Consider the following 19,036-nt stretch of genomic DNA (forward strand, 5'->3'; position numbering starts at 1 on the left):
CTTGGCCTGGCGTAATAAAGGCGCGGTTCTTCGGAACCGCAAACCCGTGCCATACTCCAAGGCACTCCTGATTGATATAGATGGCGTCACCCATGTCCAAAGGATTGATTCGCGCCGCAGGCGCCTTGCTGACCGCCCTTGCACTCTACAGCTTGCTGGGCTTCCTGATTCTGCCCGGTATTGCGCTTCGCGTGGCCAACCAGCAGTTGGCCAACTACGCCACGGTACCGGCCCGTATCGAGCGTATCGAGCTCAACCCGTTCAGCCTGGAGCTGACCCTCTGGGGCCTGAAGATCGGTGAACCCGGCAAGGAGCAAGTGGGCTTTGAGCGCCTCTACGCCAACCTGCAGATCGACAGCCTCTGGACACGCGCCCTGCACCTGGCCGATGTGCAGCTGGACAAACCCAGGACCGAAATCCTCTTCGACAAAGCCGGCACGCTCAACCTGGCGCAACTGTTCAAAGTACCGCCGAGCGAACCAACCCCCGATGACCCCGACAGCAAACCGTTCCCGCTGCGTATCGAACGCATCAAGCTGGCCGACGGCTACGTGCACTTTGAAGACGTGCGCCCCAGCGAGCCTATCGAGTTCCTCTACGACAAACTCGACTTTGAGCTGAAAAACCTCAGCACCCTGCCCGAAGACAATGCCGACATGACCCTGGTCGCCGCCGGCCCCGAAGGCGGTCAGATCGACTGGACCGGCAATTTCAGCCTGGTACCGATCGCCTCCGAAGGTAAGCTCAAGGTCACCGATGGCAAAATGAAGGTCTGGTGGCCCTATGTACGGGACGCCCTGCCGCTGGTCCTGGAAGACGGCATCCTCAACTTCAGCACCGACTACAAGCTGAACCTGGCCAAAGAAACCGAACTGAACCTGACCAACGTCTCCGCGAGCATCGCGCCGTTCGCGATCAAGGCCCCGGATGGGCGGCCCCTGGCGCGCCTGGAACGCCTGGATGTCAGCGAAACCTCGATCGACCTGGCCAAGCAGCAAGTGATCGTTGGCAAGATCCGCAGTAACAAGCTCGAAACCTGGGCCGCCCGCGAAGCCGACGGCCAACTGGACTGGCAGAAACTGTTCGCCAGCCAGCCGAGCAAGCCGGCCACCAAGCCCGAGCCAGCCACGGCGCCCGCTACAGCCGATTCGCCGGAACCCGCCCCCACAGCACCGAGCAAGCCTTGGCAAGTACTGCTCAAGGACGTGCAACTGCGCAACTACCAGGTGCACTTGGCTGATCGCCAGGTAAAACCTGCTGTGGCACTGGAACTGGGCCCGCTGAATGTCGATGTACAAGACTTCGACAGCCTCAATCAAAGCCCCTTCACCTTGAAGATCGACAGTGGCCTGGGCAAGCAGGGCAAGCTCCAGGCGAGCGGCCAGGTCAACCTGAACCCGGTCAGCGCCAAGTTGAAAGTCGACACCAAGGATATCGACCTGCGGGTTGCCCAATCCTATATCAGCCCGTTTATCCGCCTGGAACTGCGTAGCGGCATGCTCGGCAGCAACCTGGACGTGAACCTCAAGAGTACCGAGCCCCTCGCACTGCAGATCACCGGCCGGGCGCAAGTGGATCAGTTGCACACCCTCGATACCCTCAAGACCCGCGACTTCCTCAAGTGGCAGCGCCTGGTGGTCGAAGGCTTGAACTACCAGCACGGCAACAGCCTGTCGATCGACAAGATCAACCTGCTGCAACCCTATGCGCGCTTTATGATCAACGACGACCGCACCACCAACGTCGATGATCTGCTGATCCCGCAACCGGCCGACAGCGGTGCCAAATCTGCCGCCAGATCCAGCGCGAGCAACGAAAAGCCTTTGGGTATCCGCATCGGTCAGATCGTGATCAACGATGGTTCGGCCAACTTTGCCGACTTCAGCCTCACGCCGAACTTCGCCACAGCGATCCAGCAGCTCAATGGCCAGATCGGTACCATCGACAGCCGCCAGGCCAAGCCTGCCAGCGTCGATATCAAGGGTAAGGTCGACCGCTATGCGCCAGTGACCATCAAGGGCAGCGTGAACCCGTTTGACCCGATGGCCGCCCTGGATATCGCCACCAGCTTCAAACGCGTCGAGCTGACTACCCTGACCCCGTATTCCGGCAAATTTGCCGGGTTCCGTATCCGTAAGGGCCGGCTCAACCTCGATCTGCACTACGTGATCACCAAAGGCCAGTTGAAGGCCGAGAACAAGGTGGTAGTGGAGCAACTGCAACTGGGCGAGAAAGTCGATAGCGCAGATGCGGTGGACCTGCCGATTCGCCTGGCGATCGCCCTGCTCAAGGACACGGACGGCAAGATCTCCATCGAATTGCCGGTGACTGGCGACTTGAACAACCCGCAATTCAGCGTGATGCCGATTGTCTGGCAAACCCTGCGCAACCTGGTGGTACGCGCGGCGACGGCGCCGTTCAAGTTCATTGGCGGGCTAGTGACCGGTGGTGGCGCGCAGGACCTGGGTAACGTGTCGTTCGCCGCAGGTTCCAGCGCACTGAGCAAGGACGCCGAGTCGGCCCTGGACAGCCTCGCCAAGGCCCTCAAGGAGCGCCCTGCGCTGCGCCTGGAGATCGAAGGCACCGCGGCAGCCAGCAGCGACGGTCCGTTCCTGGCGGCCGAGCGGCTTGAGCGCGAGTATCAGTACAACTACTACAAGATTCTCCAGCGTCGCGGCGATAAAGTCCCGGCCCAGGCGTCGTTGCTTGTAGTACCTGAAAAGGAAAAAGCCCCGCTGCTCGAAGGCATCTATCGCACCCGCTTGAAGCAACAGCCACCGGCTGAGTGGAAAGACCTGGGCAGCGATGAACGCTCGGCGAAACTGCGCGACGGCGTGATCAAGTTCTGGAGCGGCAGCGACGTGCTGCTACGCCAACTGGGCCAGGACCGTGCCAGTACGATCAAGGACTATCTGGTCGACAAGGGCCAGTTGGAAGATGACCGGGTGTACTTCATCGATGCCAACCTGGGGCAGGCCGAGAAAGATGGCCGGGTTGTTACGCCAATGCACCTGGATGCCGAGTAACTACCGGCACCAGAAACCTGAAGTGTGGGAGCTGGCTTGCCTGCGATGGCGGTGGGTCAGCCAGCCTATTTGCCGCTGATACACCGCCATCGCAGCATCGGTATCTACACAATTTTGCTTCATCGCATAAACCCAGGCAGATAGGGCGTTGTGGCGTTCCGACAAGCCCGCTCGCCACAGGGAAGATCGTCAGCTTCTGAAAGTTGTGTAGATACCTATGGCCATCGCAGGCAAGCCAGCTCCTACATTTCATTTGCTCTGCATAATCTGCAAACATGAATTCCAACCCACAATAAAACGGGCCCCGACACAAGTGCCGGGGCCCGTAGTGACCACATCCCTGTGGTCGGTCGCATGAACCTGTAAGGTGCATTGAGCGGATATCTGCCTCGCTCTAGGCCGCCTGGGTTCAGTCGAGTTGTTAAGCGTTACTCTGCTTTCAGGCCGTCGGCCGATACAGCTTTAACGCCTTTGATTTTCTTGGTGATATTCACCGCAGTAGTTTTCTGCGCTTCAGTCACAGCGACCGAAGAGGACAGGGAAACTACGCCCTTGTTGGTTTCGACTTTGATATCGGTACCAGGAATGCCTTTCTCGGTTACCAGGTCAGCTTTCACTTTGGTAGTGATCCAGGTATCGGAAGTGGACTCTTTGGCGCCTGCAGCTGCGCTTTTGGTTTTGTCGATGTTGTCTGCCTTGGTAGCGCCGCCAGCCAGCAGGCCGTCAGCAGAAACCGCGGTTACACCTTTGATTTTCTTGGTGATCGCTACAGCGGTTGCTTTCTGCGAATCCGAAATGGCTACAGTCGACGACAGGGAAACCACACCTTTGTTGGTTTCAACCTTGATGTCCGAACCAGGAATGCCTTTTTCGGTCAGCAGATCAGACTTAACTTTAGTGGTGATCCAAGTATCCGAAACGCTTTCTTTTGCCTTGGTGGCTTCACCGGCCGCCAGGGTCATTGGAGCTTGGGAAGTCTGGGCAAAGGCCACGTTAGCACCCATGGCCAGGGTCAGAGCGGTAGCAGTAGCGAGAGCGAACTTCTTCATACGAGTAACTCCTGTTTTATTAAAAGTCTGCAGTGTGTGAACCTTGATGCTGCAGCGTTAACAGGAATATTGCAGGCAGTGTGCCAAGTCTAAACACTAAAATAAATCCTTATAAAACAACAAGTTAACAAAATAGGACTTTTTCGGAATCGTGCAACTTGCATGAAGGCCTTCATGCCTGCATGCAAGTTGCGGCTTTTGCCCTAGGCTAAACGGCTGATTTACCTTCACTTTCCCAAAGCCATAAAAAAAGGACTCCGAAGAGTCCTCTTTTTCAGCGTGAAGCCTGGGAGTGATTAAACGCCCGAAGCCTTGGCTGCTGCTACGTCCTTGATGGACAGCTTGATACGGCCGCGGTTGTCCACGTCCAGTACCAGCACTTCCACTTCCTGGCCTTCTTTCAGAATGTCGGTCACTTTCTCAACGCGAGCGTCGCTCAGCATGGAGATGTGAACCAGGCCATCCTTGCCAGGCAGGATGTTGACGAATGCGCCGAAGTCGACGATGCGCTCAACCTTACCCACGTAGATCTTGCCGATCTCGGCTTCAGCGGTGATACCCAGTACGCGCTGACGTGCTGCTTCAGCCGCTTCCTTGGTTTCGCCGAAGATCTTGATCGAACCGTCGTCTTCGATATCGATCGAGGCCTTGGTTTCTTCACAGATCGCACGGATGGTCGCGCCGCCTTTACCGATAACGTCACGGATTTTGTCGGTGTCGATTTTCATCGCGATCATGGTCGGAGCATTTTCCGACAGCTCGGTGCGGGACTGACCAATGATCTGGTTCATCTGACCGAGGATGTTCAGGCGCGCTTCCAGGGCTTGGCCCAGGGCGATCTCCATGATCTCTTCGGTGATGCCCTTGATCTTGATGTCCATCTGCAGCGCGGTAACACCTTTGGCGGTACCGGCTACTTTAAAGTCCATGTCGCCCAGGTGGTCTTCGTCACCCAGGATGTCGGTCAGGATGGCGAACTTCTCGCCTTCTTTAACCAGGCCCATGGCGATACCGGCAACCGGCGCCTTCATCGGCACACCGGCGTCCATCAGTGCCAGGGAAGCACCGCAGACGGAAGCCATGGAGCTGGAACCGTTCGACTCGGTGATTTCCGATACCACACGGATGGTGTACGGGAACACGTCGGCGGCCGGCAGCATGGCCGAAATCGAACGACGGGCCAGGCGGCCGTGGCCGATTTCGCGACGACCAGCACCGCCCATGCGACCACACTCGCCCACCGAGAACGGAGGGAAGTTGTAGTGCAGCATGAAGGGGTCTTTTTTCTCGCCTTCCAGGGTGTCCAGCAGCTGTGCGTCACGGGCAGTACCCAGGGTCGCAACAACCAGGGCCTGGGTTTCACCACGGGTGAACAGGGCCGAACCGTGAGTCTTCGGCAGAACGCCGACATCGATGTTCAGCGGGCGCACGGTGCGGGTGTCGCGACCGTCGATACGTGGCTTGCCGTTAACGATGTTTTCGCGAACGGTGCGGTATTCGATTTCACCGAAGGCTGCTTTGACTTCGCTGGAAGAAGGCTGACCTTCTTCGCCGGACAGCTTGGCAACGACTTGGTCCTTCAGCTCACCCAGGCGTGCGTAACGGTCGGCCTTGACAGTGATGGTGTAGGCGTCGGAGATAGCAGCGCCGAACTCGGAGCGGATAGCGCCCAGCAGTGCGGTGGCTTCTGGCTGAGGAGCCCAGGTCCAGGTTGGCTTGGCAGCTTCGGCAGCCAGTTCTTTAACGGCGTTGATCACGACCTGGAACTCGTCGTGAGCAAACAGTACGGCGCCCAGCATCTGGTCTTCGGTCAGCTCTTTGGCTTCCGATTCAACCATCAACACGGCTTCCGAAGTACCGGCAACGACCATGTCCAGGCTCGAGGCTTTCTGCTGCTCGTAAGTCGGGTTCAGCAGGTAGCCGGTGCTTTCGTGGAAAGCAACGCGAGCGGCGCCGATCGGGCCATCGAACGGAATGCCGGAGATGGCCAGGGCCGCCGAAGTACCGATCATCGCAGCGACGTCCGGATCGGTCTTCTTGCTGGTGGAAACGACGGTGCAGACAACCTGCACTTCGTTCATGAAGCCTTCTGGGAACAGCGGACGGATCGGACGGTCGATCAGTCGGGAAGTCAGGGTTTCTTTCTCGGAAGGACGGCCTTCGCGCTTGAAGAAACCGCCAGGGATCTTACCGGCAGCGTAAGTCTTTTCCTGGTAGTGAACGGACAGAGGGAAGAAGCCTTTGCTCGGGTCAGCGGTCTTGGCGCCAACAACGGTCACCAATACGGTGACGTCGTCGTCAACGGTGACCAGCACTGCGCCGGAGGCCTGACGGGCGATACGGCCTGTCTCGAGGGTAACGGTCGACTGACCGAACTGGAATTTTTTGATTACCGGGTTCACGGTGTCCTACCTTCTTTGTGGCTCTTGGGGAACTTGTCTTCTTGCGAAATTCTTGGGCAATGTCGGGAATCGGCCCAACCCTTGTCCAGGGTAAAACGTGTATCCAGATAAAACTTGAGGCTGGGAGCCTGCCATGGGCCAGCGGGAATCCCACTGACACACGGCAAACAACCAACCTCTAGCGCAATCGCTGATTAGCGACGCAGACCCAGGCGACCGATCAGAGTCTGATAACGACCCAGATCCTTGCCTTTCAGGTAGTCCAGCAGCTTACGGCGCTGGTTTACCATGCGGATCAGACCACGACGGGAGTGGTGATCTTTACCGTTGGCCTTGAAGTGACCTTGCAGCTTGTTGATGTTGTGGGTCAGCAGTGCAACTTGCACTTCTGGCGAACCAGTGTCACCAACAGCTTGCTGATAGTCAGCTACGATTTGTGCTTTTTCTTGAACGTCGAGAGCCATGAGGCAATCCTTTTTTCAGGAAACCACCCAAAGGGCAGTTTCAACAGGCCAGGGACAAATCCCTGTATCTAAAAATGAGTAGTGACCGTGCCTGTTAACAGCCACCCTCGTCCGGTCATTCTGACCGAATCAGTCGACGCGGCGCGATGCGCCCGTCTTCGCTCACTTCACCGATACCGATAAAGCGACCGTTGTGATCTTGTACCCGCACCATGCCGAACTTCGGCGCATCCGGAGCGCGTACCGGTTGGCCGTTAAGCCAGTAGAACGCGCTGTGCTCCGAGAAATGCAGCAATGGCCAATCCAGCAAACCGCTGTCCGATGGCATCAGGAAGCGATCAACTGCTTCGTTGCCGCCTTCGGCATGCACGGCTTCCAACTCTTCCAGCGTGACCGTCTGGGCCAGGGTGAAAGGGCCTGCCTGTGTACGTCGCAGTTCTGCAACGTACGCGCCGCAACCGAGTTGTTCACCAATATCTTCCACCAGGGTACGGATATAGGTGCCTTTGCTGCAGTCCACGGCCAAACGGGCGGTGTCGCCTTCACAGGCGAGCAATTCCAAGCGCGCAATAGTAACAGAACGCGGTTCACGCTCCACTACTTCGCCCGCACGTGCCAGCTTGTAAAGAGGCTGGCCATCACGCTTGAGAGCCGAGTACATGGGCGGTATCTGACTGATTTGCCCACGAAAAGCGGGTAAGGCAGCCTCAATATCTGCACGACCAACGGTCACGTCGCGAACCTGCAGAACATCACCTTCGGCATCGGCCGTGGTGGTGGTCTTGCCCAGTTGCATCAGGGTTTCGTAACCCTTGTCCGAATCGAGCAGGTACTGGGAGAACTTGGTAGCCTCGCCGAAACACAATGGCAATACGCCAGTCGCCAGGGGATCAAGGCTACCGGTGTGCCCCGCCTTCTCGGCATTGAGCAGCCAGCGGACCTTCTGCAAAGCGGCATTGGAGGTAAAGCCAATGGGCTTGTCGAGCAGGATGATACCGCTGACGTTACGACGGATACGTTTGACCTGAGCCACCGCTTACTCCTTGGCGTCTTCAGGTGTGGACGGATGCTGATTGTCTTCAGCCACTGCACGTTCGATCAGGGCCGACAGATGCGCACCACGCACGACGCTTTCGTCGTAGTGGAAGTGCAACTGGGGCACGCTGCGCAGCTTCATCTCGCGGGCCAACTGCATCCGCAAAAACCCTGCGGCGGAGTTGAGCACCTTGATGCTTTGCGCGATCTCTTCGCTGTTGTCCTGGCCCATCACGGTGATGAAGATCTTCGCGTGACCAACGTCACGGCTCACTTCAACAGCGGTGATGGTGACTAGGCCAACGCGCGGGTCTTTGACTTCGCGACGGATCAGTTGGGCCAGCTCGCGCTGCATCTGATCGCCGATACGTTGGGTACGGCTGTATTCTTTTGCCATGTCTTGTTACCTGTTACTGCCACACGGTGAAACCCGTGGGGTCTGAAAGCGGCAAACGCCCGGCCTGACAAAAGCCAGACCGGGCGTTGCGTTTAGAGTCCGGACACTGCGCGGGGCATTTGCATGCCCACACGCGGCGTGGCTCCTGAAGTGCGCGAGTTAGAGGCTGCGAGCAACCTGGACCTTCTCGTAAACTTCGATCTTGTCGCCAGGCTTGACGTCGTTGTAGCTCTTGACGCCGATACCGCATTCCATGCCGGCACGCACTTCGGAAGCGTCATCCTTGAAGCGGCGCAGGGATTCCAGCTCGCCTTCGAAGATAACGATGTCTTCACGCAGTACACGGATTGGACGGTTGCGGTACACAGTACCTTCGATAACCATGCAACCGGCAATCGCGCCGAACTTCGGCGAACGGAACACGTCACGAACTTCAGCGATACCCAGGATATTCTCCCGGACGTCACTGCCAAGCATGCCGGTGAGGGCCTTCTTGACGTCTTCGATGATGTCGTAGATGACGTTGTAGTAACGCATGTCCAGGCCTTCCTGCTCGACGATCTTCCGTGCGCCAGCATCGGCACGCACGTTGAAGCCGAACAGTACAGCGTTGGAAGCCAGTGCCAGGTTGGCGTCGGACTCGGTGATACCACCGACACCGCCACCGACAACACGCACTTGCACTTCGTCGTTACCCAGGCCGTTCAAGGCGCCGTTCAACGCTTCGAGGGAACCACGGACGTCAGATTTGAGGACGATGTTGAGCGTCTTCTTCTCTGCCTGGCCCATGTTCTCGAAGATGTTTTCCAGCTTGCCGGCGTGAGCACGGGCCAGTTTGACTTCGCGGAACTTGCCTTGACGGAACAGAGCCACTTCACGGGCTTTCTTCTCGTCCGACAGTACGCTCATCTCGTCGCCAGCGTCCGGGGTACCGTCCAGGCCGAGGATCTCGACAGGGATGGATGGACCCGCTTCCTTGATTGGCTTGCCATTCTCGTCGAGCATGGCACGTACACGGCCATAGTTCGAACCGACCAGCACCATGTCGCCTTGGCGCAGGGTACCGTCTTGAACCAGAACGGTAGCAACCGGGCCACGACCTTTGTCGAGACGCGATTCAACCACAACACCACGACCCGGGGCCGATGGGGTTGCCTTGAGTTCCAGGACTTCGGCTTGCAGCAGAACAGCTTCGAGCAGTTCGTCTACACCAGTACCGACCTTCGCCGAAACCGAAACGAACGGCGTATCACCGCCCCACTCTTCGGAAGTCACACCGTGAACCGACAGTTCGCTACGGATGCGATCAAGATCAGCGCCCGGCTTGTCGATTTTGTTCACGGCAACAACCAGTGGAACACCAGCGGCCTTGGCGTGCTGGACAGCTTCAATGGTCTGCGGCATTACGCCGTCGTCCGCTGCAACTACCAGGATCACGATGTCGGTCGCCTTGGCACCACGGGCACGCATTGCGGTAAACGCGGCGTGACCTGGGGTGTCAAGGAAGGTGACCATGCCGCGCTCGGTTTCAACGTGGTACGCACCGATGTGCTGGGTGATACCACCGGCTTCGCCGGCAGCTACCTTGGCACGACGGATGTAGTCGAGCAGCGAGGTCTTACCATGGTCAACGTGGCCCATTACGGTCACGACTGGCGCACGGGAGAAGGTCTCGCCTTCAAACTTAAGGGACTCGGCCAGGGAGTCTTCCAGGGCGGTGTCGCTGACCAGGGTCACTTTGTGGCCCAGTTCTTCGGCTACCAGTTGAGCAGTTTCCTGGTCAAGCACCTGGTTGATGGTCGCTGGAGTACCCAGTTTGAACATGAACTTGATGATTTCAGCAGCCTTGACCGACATCTGATTGGCCAAATCGCCAACAGTGATGGTCTCGCCGATCTGCACATCACGCACGACAGGGCCGGTTGGGCTCTGGAAACCGTGGGCGTTGCGTTTTTTCAGCTTGGCCTTGCCGCGACCACCACGACGGAAGCCATCGCTTTCTTCGTCGGTAGTACGTGGCGCAACGCGTGGAGCAGGCGCTTTCTCTTTGACCGAGGCACGATGCGGAGCGTTTTTACGCTCGCCATCGCCACCACCACTGCGACGATTGTTATCGTCGGCACGCGGCTTGTCCGGACGACGAGGTTCGTCGCGCTTGCGAGCGTCAGCAGCAGGTGCTGGCGCAGCGGCAACCGGAGCAGCCTCACGCACAGCTTCAACAGGCGCTGCAGGAGCGGCGACTGCATCAGTAGCGGATTGCGCAGCAGCAGGCTGGCGACGCGCTTCTTCTTCGGCGCGACGCTTGGCTTCTTCTTCAGCCTTCTGACGTGCAGCATTTTCTACTGCGCGACGTTCGTCCATCTCGCGTTTGCGCTCGGCTTCGATTTCTTCCGGGCTGCGCTGTACGAAGACTTTCTTCTTACGTACTTCAACGCTGATGCTCTTGCTACCAGCCACCCGCAGGGTGCTGGTTGTTTTGCGCTGCAATGTAATCTTGCGCGGTTCTTCCACTTTCGCCTTGTGGCTGCTTTTCAAGTGAGTCAGCAACGATTGCTTCTCACTGTCGCTCACATGTTCCTCGGCGGCGGTGTGCGGCAGACCTGCCTCACGCATCTGCTGCAACAGGCGCTCTACCGGTGTTTTGACCTCATCGGCCAGTTGTTTCACCGTGACTTGCGTCATGCACTTCTCTCCTCAGGCCGCGCCTAATTACTCGAACCAATGGGCTCGGGCGGCCATGATCAACTTGCCGGCACGATCATCGTCAATGCCGTCGATGTCGAGCAGGTCGTCAATAGACTGCTCGGCCAGGTCTTCGCGGGTAATTACGCCGCGCACCGCCAGTTCCATCGCCAAATCCTTGTCCATACCCTCAAGCGAGAGCAGGTCTTCGGCCGGATGGGCGTCTGCCAGCTTTTCCTCAGTAGCGATGGCTTTAGTCAACAAGCGATCCTTGGCCCGAGCGCGAAGCTCGTTGACGGTGTCTTCGTCAAAGCCGTCGATGTTGAGCATTTCCTCCACCGGTACGTAGGCAATCTCTTCCAGGCTGGTGAAGCCTTCATCTACCAGCACCTGTGCCAGATCTTCGTCGACTTCCAGCTCGTCGATGAAGTTGCGCAGGATATCGCCGGTTTCTGCTTGCTGCTTAGCCTGGATGTCCGATTCGGTCATGACGTTCAGGGTCCAACCAGTCAACTGGCTGGCCAGACGCACGTTCTGACCACCGCGACCGATGGCCTGGGCCAGATTGTCTGCGCCAACGGCGATGTCCATTGCATGGGCATCTTCGTCAACAATAATTGCCGCAACTTCGGCCGGGGACATGGCGTTGATCACGAACTGCGCTGGGTTATCGTCCCACAGCACGATATCCACGCGCTCACCGCCCAATTCGCCCGACACTGCCTGGACGCGCGAACCGCGCATACCAATGCAAGCGCCTTGCGGGTCGATGCGTTTGTCCTTGGAGCGGACCGCGATCTTGGCACGCGAACCCGGGTCGCGGGACGCAGCCATGACTTCGATCAGGCCTTCGGCAATTTCCGGCACTTCGATACGGAACAGCTCGATCAACATTTCCGGCGCAGTACGCGACAGGATCAGTTGAGGGCCGCGGTTCTCAGTGCGGATTTCCTTGAGTAGCGCGCGCAAACGCACGCCAACACGGAAGGTTTCGCGGGAAATGATGTCTTCACGGGCCAACAACGCTTCTGCGTTGTTACCCAGGTCGACGATCACGTTGTCGCGAGTCACTTTCTTCACGGTGCCGGAGATGATTTCCCCCAGGCGCTCGCGATAGGCATCAACAACTTGGGCGCGCTCGGCTTCGCGAACCTTTTGCACGATGACCTGCTTGGCAGTCTGTGCAGCGATGCGGCCGAACTCGATGGACTCGATCTTTTCCTCGACGACGTCACCAACCTGGGCACCAGGATGCGTTAACGCAACCTTGCTCGGCCAGGTTTCGATGGCCGGATCATCAAGATCGGCTTCTTCGACGACCGTCCAGCGACGGAAAGTCTCATAGGCTCCGGTGTGGCGATTGATTTCCACACGCAGATCAACTTCGTCTTCAAAACGCTTTTTGGTAGCAGTGGCCAGGGCCAGCTCCAGCGCTTCAAAAATCACGTTTGCCGGTACGCCCTTTTCATTGGATACCGACTCAACAACCAGCAGTACTTCTTTGCTCATCGTACGCCTCGCCTTTCGCAAGCCATTGGATCCGCGGGATCCGCAGTTTCTGGCACGTCTCAGTCAAAACTGGGAATAATGTTGGCCTTGTCGATCATATCGATCGGCAACAGGAACTCGTGGTCTTCTACCTGCACCACTACATCCTGTTCTTCTACACCGCGCAGAAGGCCCTGAAAGTTGCGTCGCCCTTCGAAAGGAGATCGCAGCTTGATCTTCACTTGTTCACCGGCATATTTAGCAAACTGCTCAATAGTGAACAGTGGGCGTTCCATGCCTGGCGAGGAAACTTCGAGGGTGTATTCAACGGCGATCGGATCTTCAACATCCAGGACACCACTGATCTGACGGCTGACGATGGCACAATCGTCCACCAGCACGCCGCCCTCTTTATCGATATAAACGCGCAACATTGAGTGGCGACCTTGAGCCGAAAACTCAATACCCCAGCATTCATAGCCTAGGGCCACGACCACCGGGGCCAGCAAGGCCTGCAACTCTTCTAGCTTGCTCGACACCTGAACCCCCTCGTGCATGTATGTGCATGCTGTGCAAAATAAAAAAATGGGCGAAACGCCCATCCTTGAAACGCCGTCGAACAGCGGCGTTGAAAGTGTCCAGCTAACAAAAAGCCCCTTAAAAGGGGCTCCGCTAAAACTGGTTGCGGGGGCCGGATTTGAACCGACGACCTTCGGGTTATGAGCCCGACGAGCTACCAGACTGCTCCACCCCGCGACAAAGCTGGGGCGGAAGTATACGACCGATCCCTTACAGGGTCAATGTAACCTTCCACCTACAAGAAAGCCCGCAACAGCGGGCTCTCCTGATAATTGGTACCGAGAAGGGGACTCGAACCCCTACACCCTATGGGCACAACCACCTCAAGGTTGCGTGTCTACCAATTCCACCACCTCGGCAATACAGCGTTTACAACCTTCTTACTTCTGCTCTTGAGCTGGAGGCACGTCAGTCGCTGGAGTAGCCGACTTTTGCTCTTGAAGCACCGGGACATCATCAGAAGCCGGTTTTGCTTTTGGAACTTCCAACACTGCTGGATCTGGCAAACCTGCTTGAGTCAGCACATGAGCTTTCTCTTTAGCAAAGTAACCTAACCCCAGGCTGGTTATGAAGAAACCGGCGGCAAGTATAGCAGTAAACTTACTAAGAAAGGTAGAGGAACCTTGGCTTCCGAACACAGTATTTGAAGCACCTGCCCCGAAAGACGCACCAGCGTCCGCACCTTTACCCTGTTGCAGCAATACCAAGGCAACAACGCCCAGTGCACCCAACAGATGAAAAACGACTACGACTGTTTCCAGCATTTTCTCAGTTTCCCGCGGCGCGACAAATCGCACCGAACTCATCTGCATTCAGGGAAGCTCCACCAATGAGCCCCCCATCGATATCCGGCATGCCGAACAGTTCGACCGCATTGGCCGCCTTCACGCTGCCGCCGTATAGAAGCCGCACACCTTGCGCGACCTCAGAATTCTCTGCCGCCAACTGCGCGCGGATGGCTGCGTGCACATCCTGCGCCTGTTGCGGTGTAGCAGTCAGCCCGGTGCCAATGGCCCAGACCGGCTCGTAAGCAATCACTGCCTTTGCAAATGCACCAACACCCAGCTCCTCGATGATGCTGCCCAGCTGACGCGAGACAACTTCAAGAGTCTTGCCGGATTCACGCTGCTCAAGGGTCTCCCCTATGCACAACACGGGAATCAGGCCACAAGCCTGTGCCGCTGCGAACTTGCGGTTGAGTGTCCCATCACGCTCGCCCATCATCTGACGGCGCTCGGAGTGCCCAACGAGCACATAGGAACAACCTGCATCAACCAGCTGACTCGGTGCAATTTCACCAGTCAACGCACCCTGCATGGCTTCTACTGCGGAATTCTGCGCGCCGACCTGGATCGACTTGCCTTTCAAGCCATCAACCACTTGGTTGATATGCAAACAAGGCGGGAATACCGCGATATCGACACCGCTCGGCAGGGCCAAGTGACGAAGGCCATTGACCAGCTCAGCGACACTGGCGCGGGTACCGTGCATCTTCCAGTTACCAGCTACCATAGTGCGACGCATGCTGTACCTCGTCGGTCAAAGTGGGCGCAGATGTTACCCAACCGCATCAACACTGGCAAGCCGAATTCAGGCGCAAACTTCAGTTACCAGTTTTGCCAGCTCTTCGGCATAGCCGCGAACCTGTGTTTCGTCATCGCCTTCGACCATGACACGCACCAAAGGCTCGGTCCCCGACTTGCGCAACAAGACCCGGCCACGGCCCGCCATGGCGACGGTAACACGCTCACAGGCTTCCTTGATGGCCGGGTGCTCGATAGGGTTTTCACCCCCAGAGAAACGCACATTGAGCAGTACCTGAGGACACTTGCGCAATGCTTGACGCGCCTGGGCCAGGCTTTCTTCACGGCGACGCAAGGCCAATAGAACCTGCAACGCAGCGATGATCGCATCACCGGTAGTGGTGTGCTGGAAGCACACTACGTGCCCGGAATTCTCGCCACCCACCACCCAGTTGCGTTCCAGCAGCTCGGCAATCACGTAGCGGTCGCCAACATTGGCGCGCACAAACGGGATCCCCAGATCTGCCAGGGCCAACTCCAGCCCCAGGTTACTCATCAAGGTACCGACGACGCCGCCTTGCAGCTTGTTACGCTCATGCAGGTCACGGGCAATGATGAACAGCAGGTCGTCACCGTCAACGATGGCGCCCGTGTGATCGACCATCAACACGCGGTCGCCGTCGCCATCAAAGGCAATACCCAGGTCCGCGTGCTCAGCCAATACCGCCGCCTGCAACTGCCCCATATGGGTCGAGCCGCAGTTGTCGTTGATGTTCAGGCCGTTGGGCTGAGCCGACAGCACAGTCACCTCGGCCCCCAACTCCTTGAATACGCTGGGCGCCACCTTGTAGGTCGCACCGTGGGCGCAGTCGATCACCACCTTGAGCCCGGCAAAATTGGTACTGGTGGGCACGCTGCTTTTGCAAAACTCGATATAACGACCCGAAGCGTCGTTGATCCGCGAAACCTTGCCCAGCTTGCTCGATTCGACGACGGTCATCGGCGCATCCAGCAGCTCTTCAATCATGTGCTCGATCTCGTCCGGCAGCTTGGTGCCCTGACCCGAAAAGAACTTGATGCCATTATCATCATGGGGATTGTGCGAAGCGCTGATCACAATCCCGGCTTCAGCGTGAAAGGTACGCGTGAGGTAAGCGATCGCCGGCGTAGGCATCGGCCCCAGCAACATCACGTCAGCCCCGGCAGCAGACAGGCCCGCCTCCAATGCAGATTCGAACATGTAACCAGAGATCCGCGTGTCCTTGCCGACCAGGATGCGACATGCCCCCATACTGCGGAAGGCCATCCCGGCCGCCCAGCCCAGCTTGAGCATGAAATCCGGAGTGATCGGGAATTCGCCGACCCGACCACGAATACCGTCGGTGCCAAAATATTTCTTTGTCATAAGTGCTCCATCATTCTTATTCGGCTGATTCTACCGCTTCGATCATCCGCACTACGTCAACGGTCTCGGCCACATCGTGCACCCGTAGAATGCGCGCACCCTTGGCGACAGCCAAGGCCGCCAGGGCCAGTCCGCCGTGCAGGCGCTCGCCCACGGGACGATTCAAGGCCATGCCTATCATGCTCTTGCGCGACACCCCAACCAACAGGGGACGACCAAGGGCATGCAGCGACTGCATATGTTTGAACAGGCTCAAGTTGTGCTGCAGGGTTTTGGCAAAACCAAACCCGGGGTCGAGAATGATCCGCTCAGGTGCAATTCCCACAGCGGCGCATTGGGCAATGCGATCCACCAGGAATTCCGTCACTTCTTCAACAAGGTTGTCGTAGTGCGGAGCGTCCTGCATCGTCCCGGGTTCACCGAGCATATGCATCAGACAGACCGGCAACCCAGTGGCCGCAGCAGCGTCCAGCGCGCCGTCGCGCTGCAATGAGCGCACGTCGTTGATCAACCCCGCTCCGAGCCGCGCGGTTTCGCGCATGACGGCAGGGGTCGAGGTGTCTACTGAAATGATTACATCCAATTCGCGATGGATTCGCTCGACAATCGGCGCTACACGCTCCATCTCCTCCAATGGGGAGACAGCGCGCGCTCCTGGCCGGGTCGATTCGCCACCAACATCGATCAGGGTCGCGCCTGCAGCGACCATCGCTTCTGCATGGCGCAATGCCACATCCAGCTGGCTGAAGCGGCCACCGTCAGAAAAGGAATCAGGGGTTACATTGAGAATGCCCATAACGTGAGTACGGGCCAAATCAAGAACCCGGCTGCCGCAAGGCAACCGGGTAGAGGGCGACGCAGAAGTCATTTCAAGCCTTAAAGGTCGGCAGCCGGGCCACCGATTGGGTTTTCCGGGCGCTCGTTCTGTACTACTGGCGGTGTGCCTGAAGTACCCGAACCACCTTCCCAATCGCGAGGCTCACGAGGCGTACGGCCGGCCATGATGTCGTCAATCTGTTCGGCATCAATGGTCTCGTACTTCATCAGGGCATCAGCCATGGCGTCGAGCTTGTCGCGGTTATCGGTAAGGATCTGCTTGGCCGTGCCGTAGCACTGGTCAATGATGCTGCGCACTTCGGAGTCGATCAGCTTGGCAGTCTCACCAGAGAAGCTGGCACTTTGACCACCGCCGCCACGCCCCAGGAACACTTCACCCTCTTCCTCGGCATACATCAGTGGGCCAAGTTTTTCCGACAGACCCCACTTGGTGACCATATTCCGCGCAATCTGGCTGGCACGCATGATGTCGTTGGATGCGCCGGTGGTAACACCGTCAAAACCCAAGGTCATCTCTTCAGCGATACGGCCGCCGTACAGCGAACAGATCTGGCTGATCAGGGCGCGTTTGGAGAGGCTGTAGCGATCCTCTTCCGGCAGGAACATGGTGACACCCAGCGCCCGACCACGCGGAATGATCGAGACCTTGTAGACCGGGTCATGCTCAGGCACAACACGACCGACAATGGCGTGACCAGCTTCGTGATAAGCGGTGTTCTGCTTCTCTTTTTCGGACATCACCATGGATTTGCGCTCGGCACCCATCATGATCTTGTCTTTGGCCAGCTCGAATTCTTTCATCTCGACGATGCGCTTGCCGGTACGGGCAGCGAACAGCGAGGCCTCGTTCACCAGGTTGGCCAGGTCGGCACCGGAGAAACCAGGAGTACCACGGGCAATCACACCCGGAGCCACGTCATCGCCCATCGGCACTTTGCGCATGTGGACCTTGAGAATCTGCTCGCGGCCACGGATATCTGGCAAGCCCACCACGACCTGACGGTCGAAACGGCCCGGACGCAGCAGCGCAGGGTCAAGTACGTCAGGACGGTTGGTGGCGGCAATCACGATGATGCCATCGTTCATTTCAAAGCCGTCCATCTCCACCAGCAACTGGTTGAGGGTCTGCTCACGCTCGTCGTGACCACCGCCCATACCAGCACCACGATGGCGACCGACAGCGTCGATTTCATCGATGAAGATGATGCAAGGCGCGTGCTTCTTGGCCTGCTCGAACATGTCACGCACACGGCTTGCACCTACGCCGACAAACATCTCGACGAAGTCGGAACCGGAAATGGTGAAGAACGGTACCTTGGCTTCGCCGGCAATCGCCTTGGCAAGCAGGGTCTTACCGGTACCCGGAGGACCGACCATCAGTACACCGCGAGGAATACGGCCGCCCAGGCGCTGGAACTTGCCCGGATCGCGCAGGAACTCGACCAACTCACCGACTTCTTCCTTGGCTTCGTCGCAACCGGCAACGTCAGCCAGGGTAGTTTTCACCTGATCTTCAGAAAGCAGGCGCGCCTTGCTCTTGCCGAAGCTCATCGGCCCGCCCTTGCCCCCCCCGCCGCCTTGCATCTGGCGCATGAAGAACATGAACACGGCGATAATCACCAGGATCGGGAAGCTGGCTACCAGCAACTGGGTCCAGATGCTCTGCTGCTCAGGCTGCTTACCTTCGACGACGACCTTGTTATCCACCAGGTCGCCGATCAGGCCATTGTCCTGGATCGCCGGACGAATGGTCTTGAAGCTATCGCCATCGTTGCGCTTGCCAGTGATCACGTAGCCATCAACCGCCACGCGCTCGACCTTGCCATCCTTAACTTGCTGGATGAAGTCGGAATAGTTGAGGGTCTGCGGCTCGTTAGGGCTGGAGAAGTTGTTCATCACCGTCACCAGGACAGCCGCGATGATCAACCACAGGATCAGATTCTTTGCCATATCGTTCAATTAACTACCCTCTGAAGCAAGCTCCGCTACTGGCGCGCGCTTCGCATGATATTCACCGGCCTAACTTACTACATTACCTACAACTCTGGCAGGCGCCGTCTGTAACCCTTTGTGAAACTTTGACTACACAATATTCGTAAAGCTTCATGACGAAAGCGATATAAAAAAACCTATCGCCTACCTCGAATTC

14 protein-coding genes and 2 tRNA genes are annotated in these 19,036 nt (G+C 57.7%); 1 reads left to right on the plus strand and 15 read right to left on the minus strand.

What is annotated here, in order from left to right; translation table 11 throughout:
• Window positions 1–92 precede the first annotated feature (92 nt).
• Window positions 93–3,026, plus strand: coding sequence for a DUF748 domain-containing protein (locus FIV38_RS20445; RefSeq protein WP_092233370.1), 2,934 nt, complete (start codon window positions 93–95; stop codon window positions 3,024–3,026).
• Between the two features lie 428 nt (window positions 3,027–3,454).
• On the opposite strand, the gene FIV38_RS20450 is transcribed toward FIV38_RS20445, so the two are convergent.
• From FIV38_RS20450 to ftsH, 15 genes are all read right to left on the minus strand, one after another.
• Window positions 3,455–4,075, minus strand: a complete 621-nt coding sequence (locus tag FIV38_RS20450) for a BON domain-containing protein (protein WP_029298967.1) — start codon at window positions 4,073–4,075, stop codon at window positions 3,455–3,457.
• Window positions 4,076–4,371: 296 nt separating this feature from the next.
• Entirely contained in the window at window positions 4,372–6,477 is a 2,106-nt protein-coding gene (gene pnp / locus FIV38_RS20455; protein WP_092233367.1) for a polyribonucleotide nucleotidyltransferase, read from the minus strand.
• A 194-nt stretch (window positions 6,478–6,671) separates the two neighbouring features.
• The gene (rpsO, locus tag FIV38_RS20460) at window positions 6,672–6,941 is read right to left on the minus strand and encodes a 30S ribosomal protein S15 (protein ID WP_003177875.1); all 270 of its coding nucleotides are present in this window, start codon (window positions 6,939–6,941) and stop codon (window positions 6,672–6,674) included.
• Window positions 6,942–7,056: 115 nt separating this feature from the next.
• Complete coding sequence (gene truB / locus FIV38_RS20465; RefSeq protein ID WP_003176136.1) at window positions 7,057–7,974, minus strand: tRNA pseudouridine(55) synthase TruB; 918 nt, start codon at window positions 7,972–7,974, stop codon at window positions 7,057–7,059.
• A gap of 3 nt (window positions 7,975–7,977) precedes the next feature.
• On the minus strand, window positions 7,978–8,373 hold the full coding sequence (gene rbfA / locus FIV38_RS20470) for a 30S ribosome-binding factor RbfA (RefSeq protein WP_029298974.1): 396 nt from the start codon (window positions 8,371–8,373) through the stop codon (window positions 7,978–7,980).
• Window positions 8,374–8,532: 159 nt separating this feature from the next.
• Entirely contained in the window at window positions 8,533–11,055 is a 2,523-nt protein-coding gene (gene infB / locus FIV38_RS20475; protein ID WP_029298975.1) for a translation initiation factor IF-2, read from the minus strand.
• A gap of 27 nt (window positions 11,056–11,082) precedes the next feature.
• On the minus strand, window positions 11,083–12,564 hold the full coding sequence (gene nusA / locus FIV38_RS20480) for a transcription termination factor NusA (RefSeq protein ID WP_029298976.1): 1,482 nt from the start codon (window positions 12,562–12,564) through the stop codon (window positions 11,083–11,085).
• A 59-nt stretch (window positions 12,565–12,623) separates the two neighbouring features.
• Window positions 12,624–13,082: a ribosome maturation factor RimP gene (rimP, locus tag FIV38_RS20485; protein ID WP_032867412.1), complete on the minus strand. Its 459-nt coding sequence runs from the start codon at window positions 13,080–13,082 to the stop codon at window positions 12,624–12,626.
• 140 nt (window positions 13,083–13,222) lie between these two features.
• A tRNA-Met gene (locus FIV38_RS20490) sits at window positions 13,223–13,299 on the minus strand.
• A 96-nt stretch (window positions 13,300–13,395) separates the two neighbouring features.
• Window positions 13,396–13,481, minus strand: a tRNA-Leu gene (locus FIV38_RS20495).
• Window positions 13,482–13,502: 21 nt separating this feature from the next.
• Window positions 13,503–13,886, minus strand: a complete 384-nt coding sequence (gene secG, locus FIV38_RS20500) for a preprotein translocase subunit SecG (protein ID WP_029298979.1) — start codon at window positions 13,884–13,886, stop codon at window positions 13,503–13,505.
• Window positions 13,887–13,890: 4 nt separating this feature from the next.
• Window positions 13,891–14,646, minus strand: coding sequence for a triose-phosphate isomerase (gene tpiA / locus FIV38_RS20505; RefSeq protein ID WP_070994377.1), 756 nt, complete (start codon window positions 14,644–14,646; stop codon window positions 13,891–13,893).
• Between the two features lie 66 nt (window positions 14,647–14,712).
• Entirely contained in the window at window positions 14,713–16,050 is a 1,338-nt protein-coding gene (gene glmM, locus FIV38_RS20510) for a phosphoglucosamine mutase (RefSeq protein ID WP_029298983.1), read from the minus strand.
• 16 nt (window positions 16,051–16,066) lie between these two features.
• Window positions 16,067–16,918, minus strand: coding sequence for a dihydropteroate synthase (gene folP, locus FIV38_RS20515; protein WP_092233364.1), 852 nt, complete (start codon window positions 16,916–16,918; stop codon window positions 16,067–16,069).
• An 8-nt stretch (window positions 16,919–16,926) separates the two neighbouring features.
• The gene (gene ftsH, locus FIV38_RS20520; RefSeq protein WP_092233361.1) at window positions 16,927–18,837 is read right to left on the minus strand and encodes an ATP-dependent zinc metalloprotease FtsH; all 1,911 of its coding nucleotides are present in this window, start codon (window positions 18,835–18,837) and stop codon (window positions 16,927–16,929) included.
• Between the last annotated feature and the right edge of the window lie 199 nt (window positions 18,838–19,036).

Source organism: Pseudomonas proteolytica (assembly GCF_007858275.1).
In the GTDB taxonomy this organism is placed as follows: domain Bacteria; phylum Pseudomonadota; class Gammaproteobacteria; order Pseudomonadales; family Pseudomonadaceae; genus Aquipseudomonas; species Aquipseudomonas proteolytica.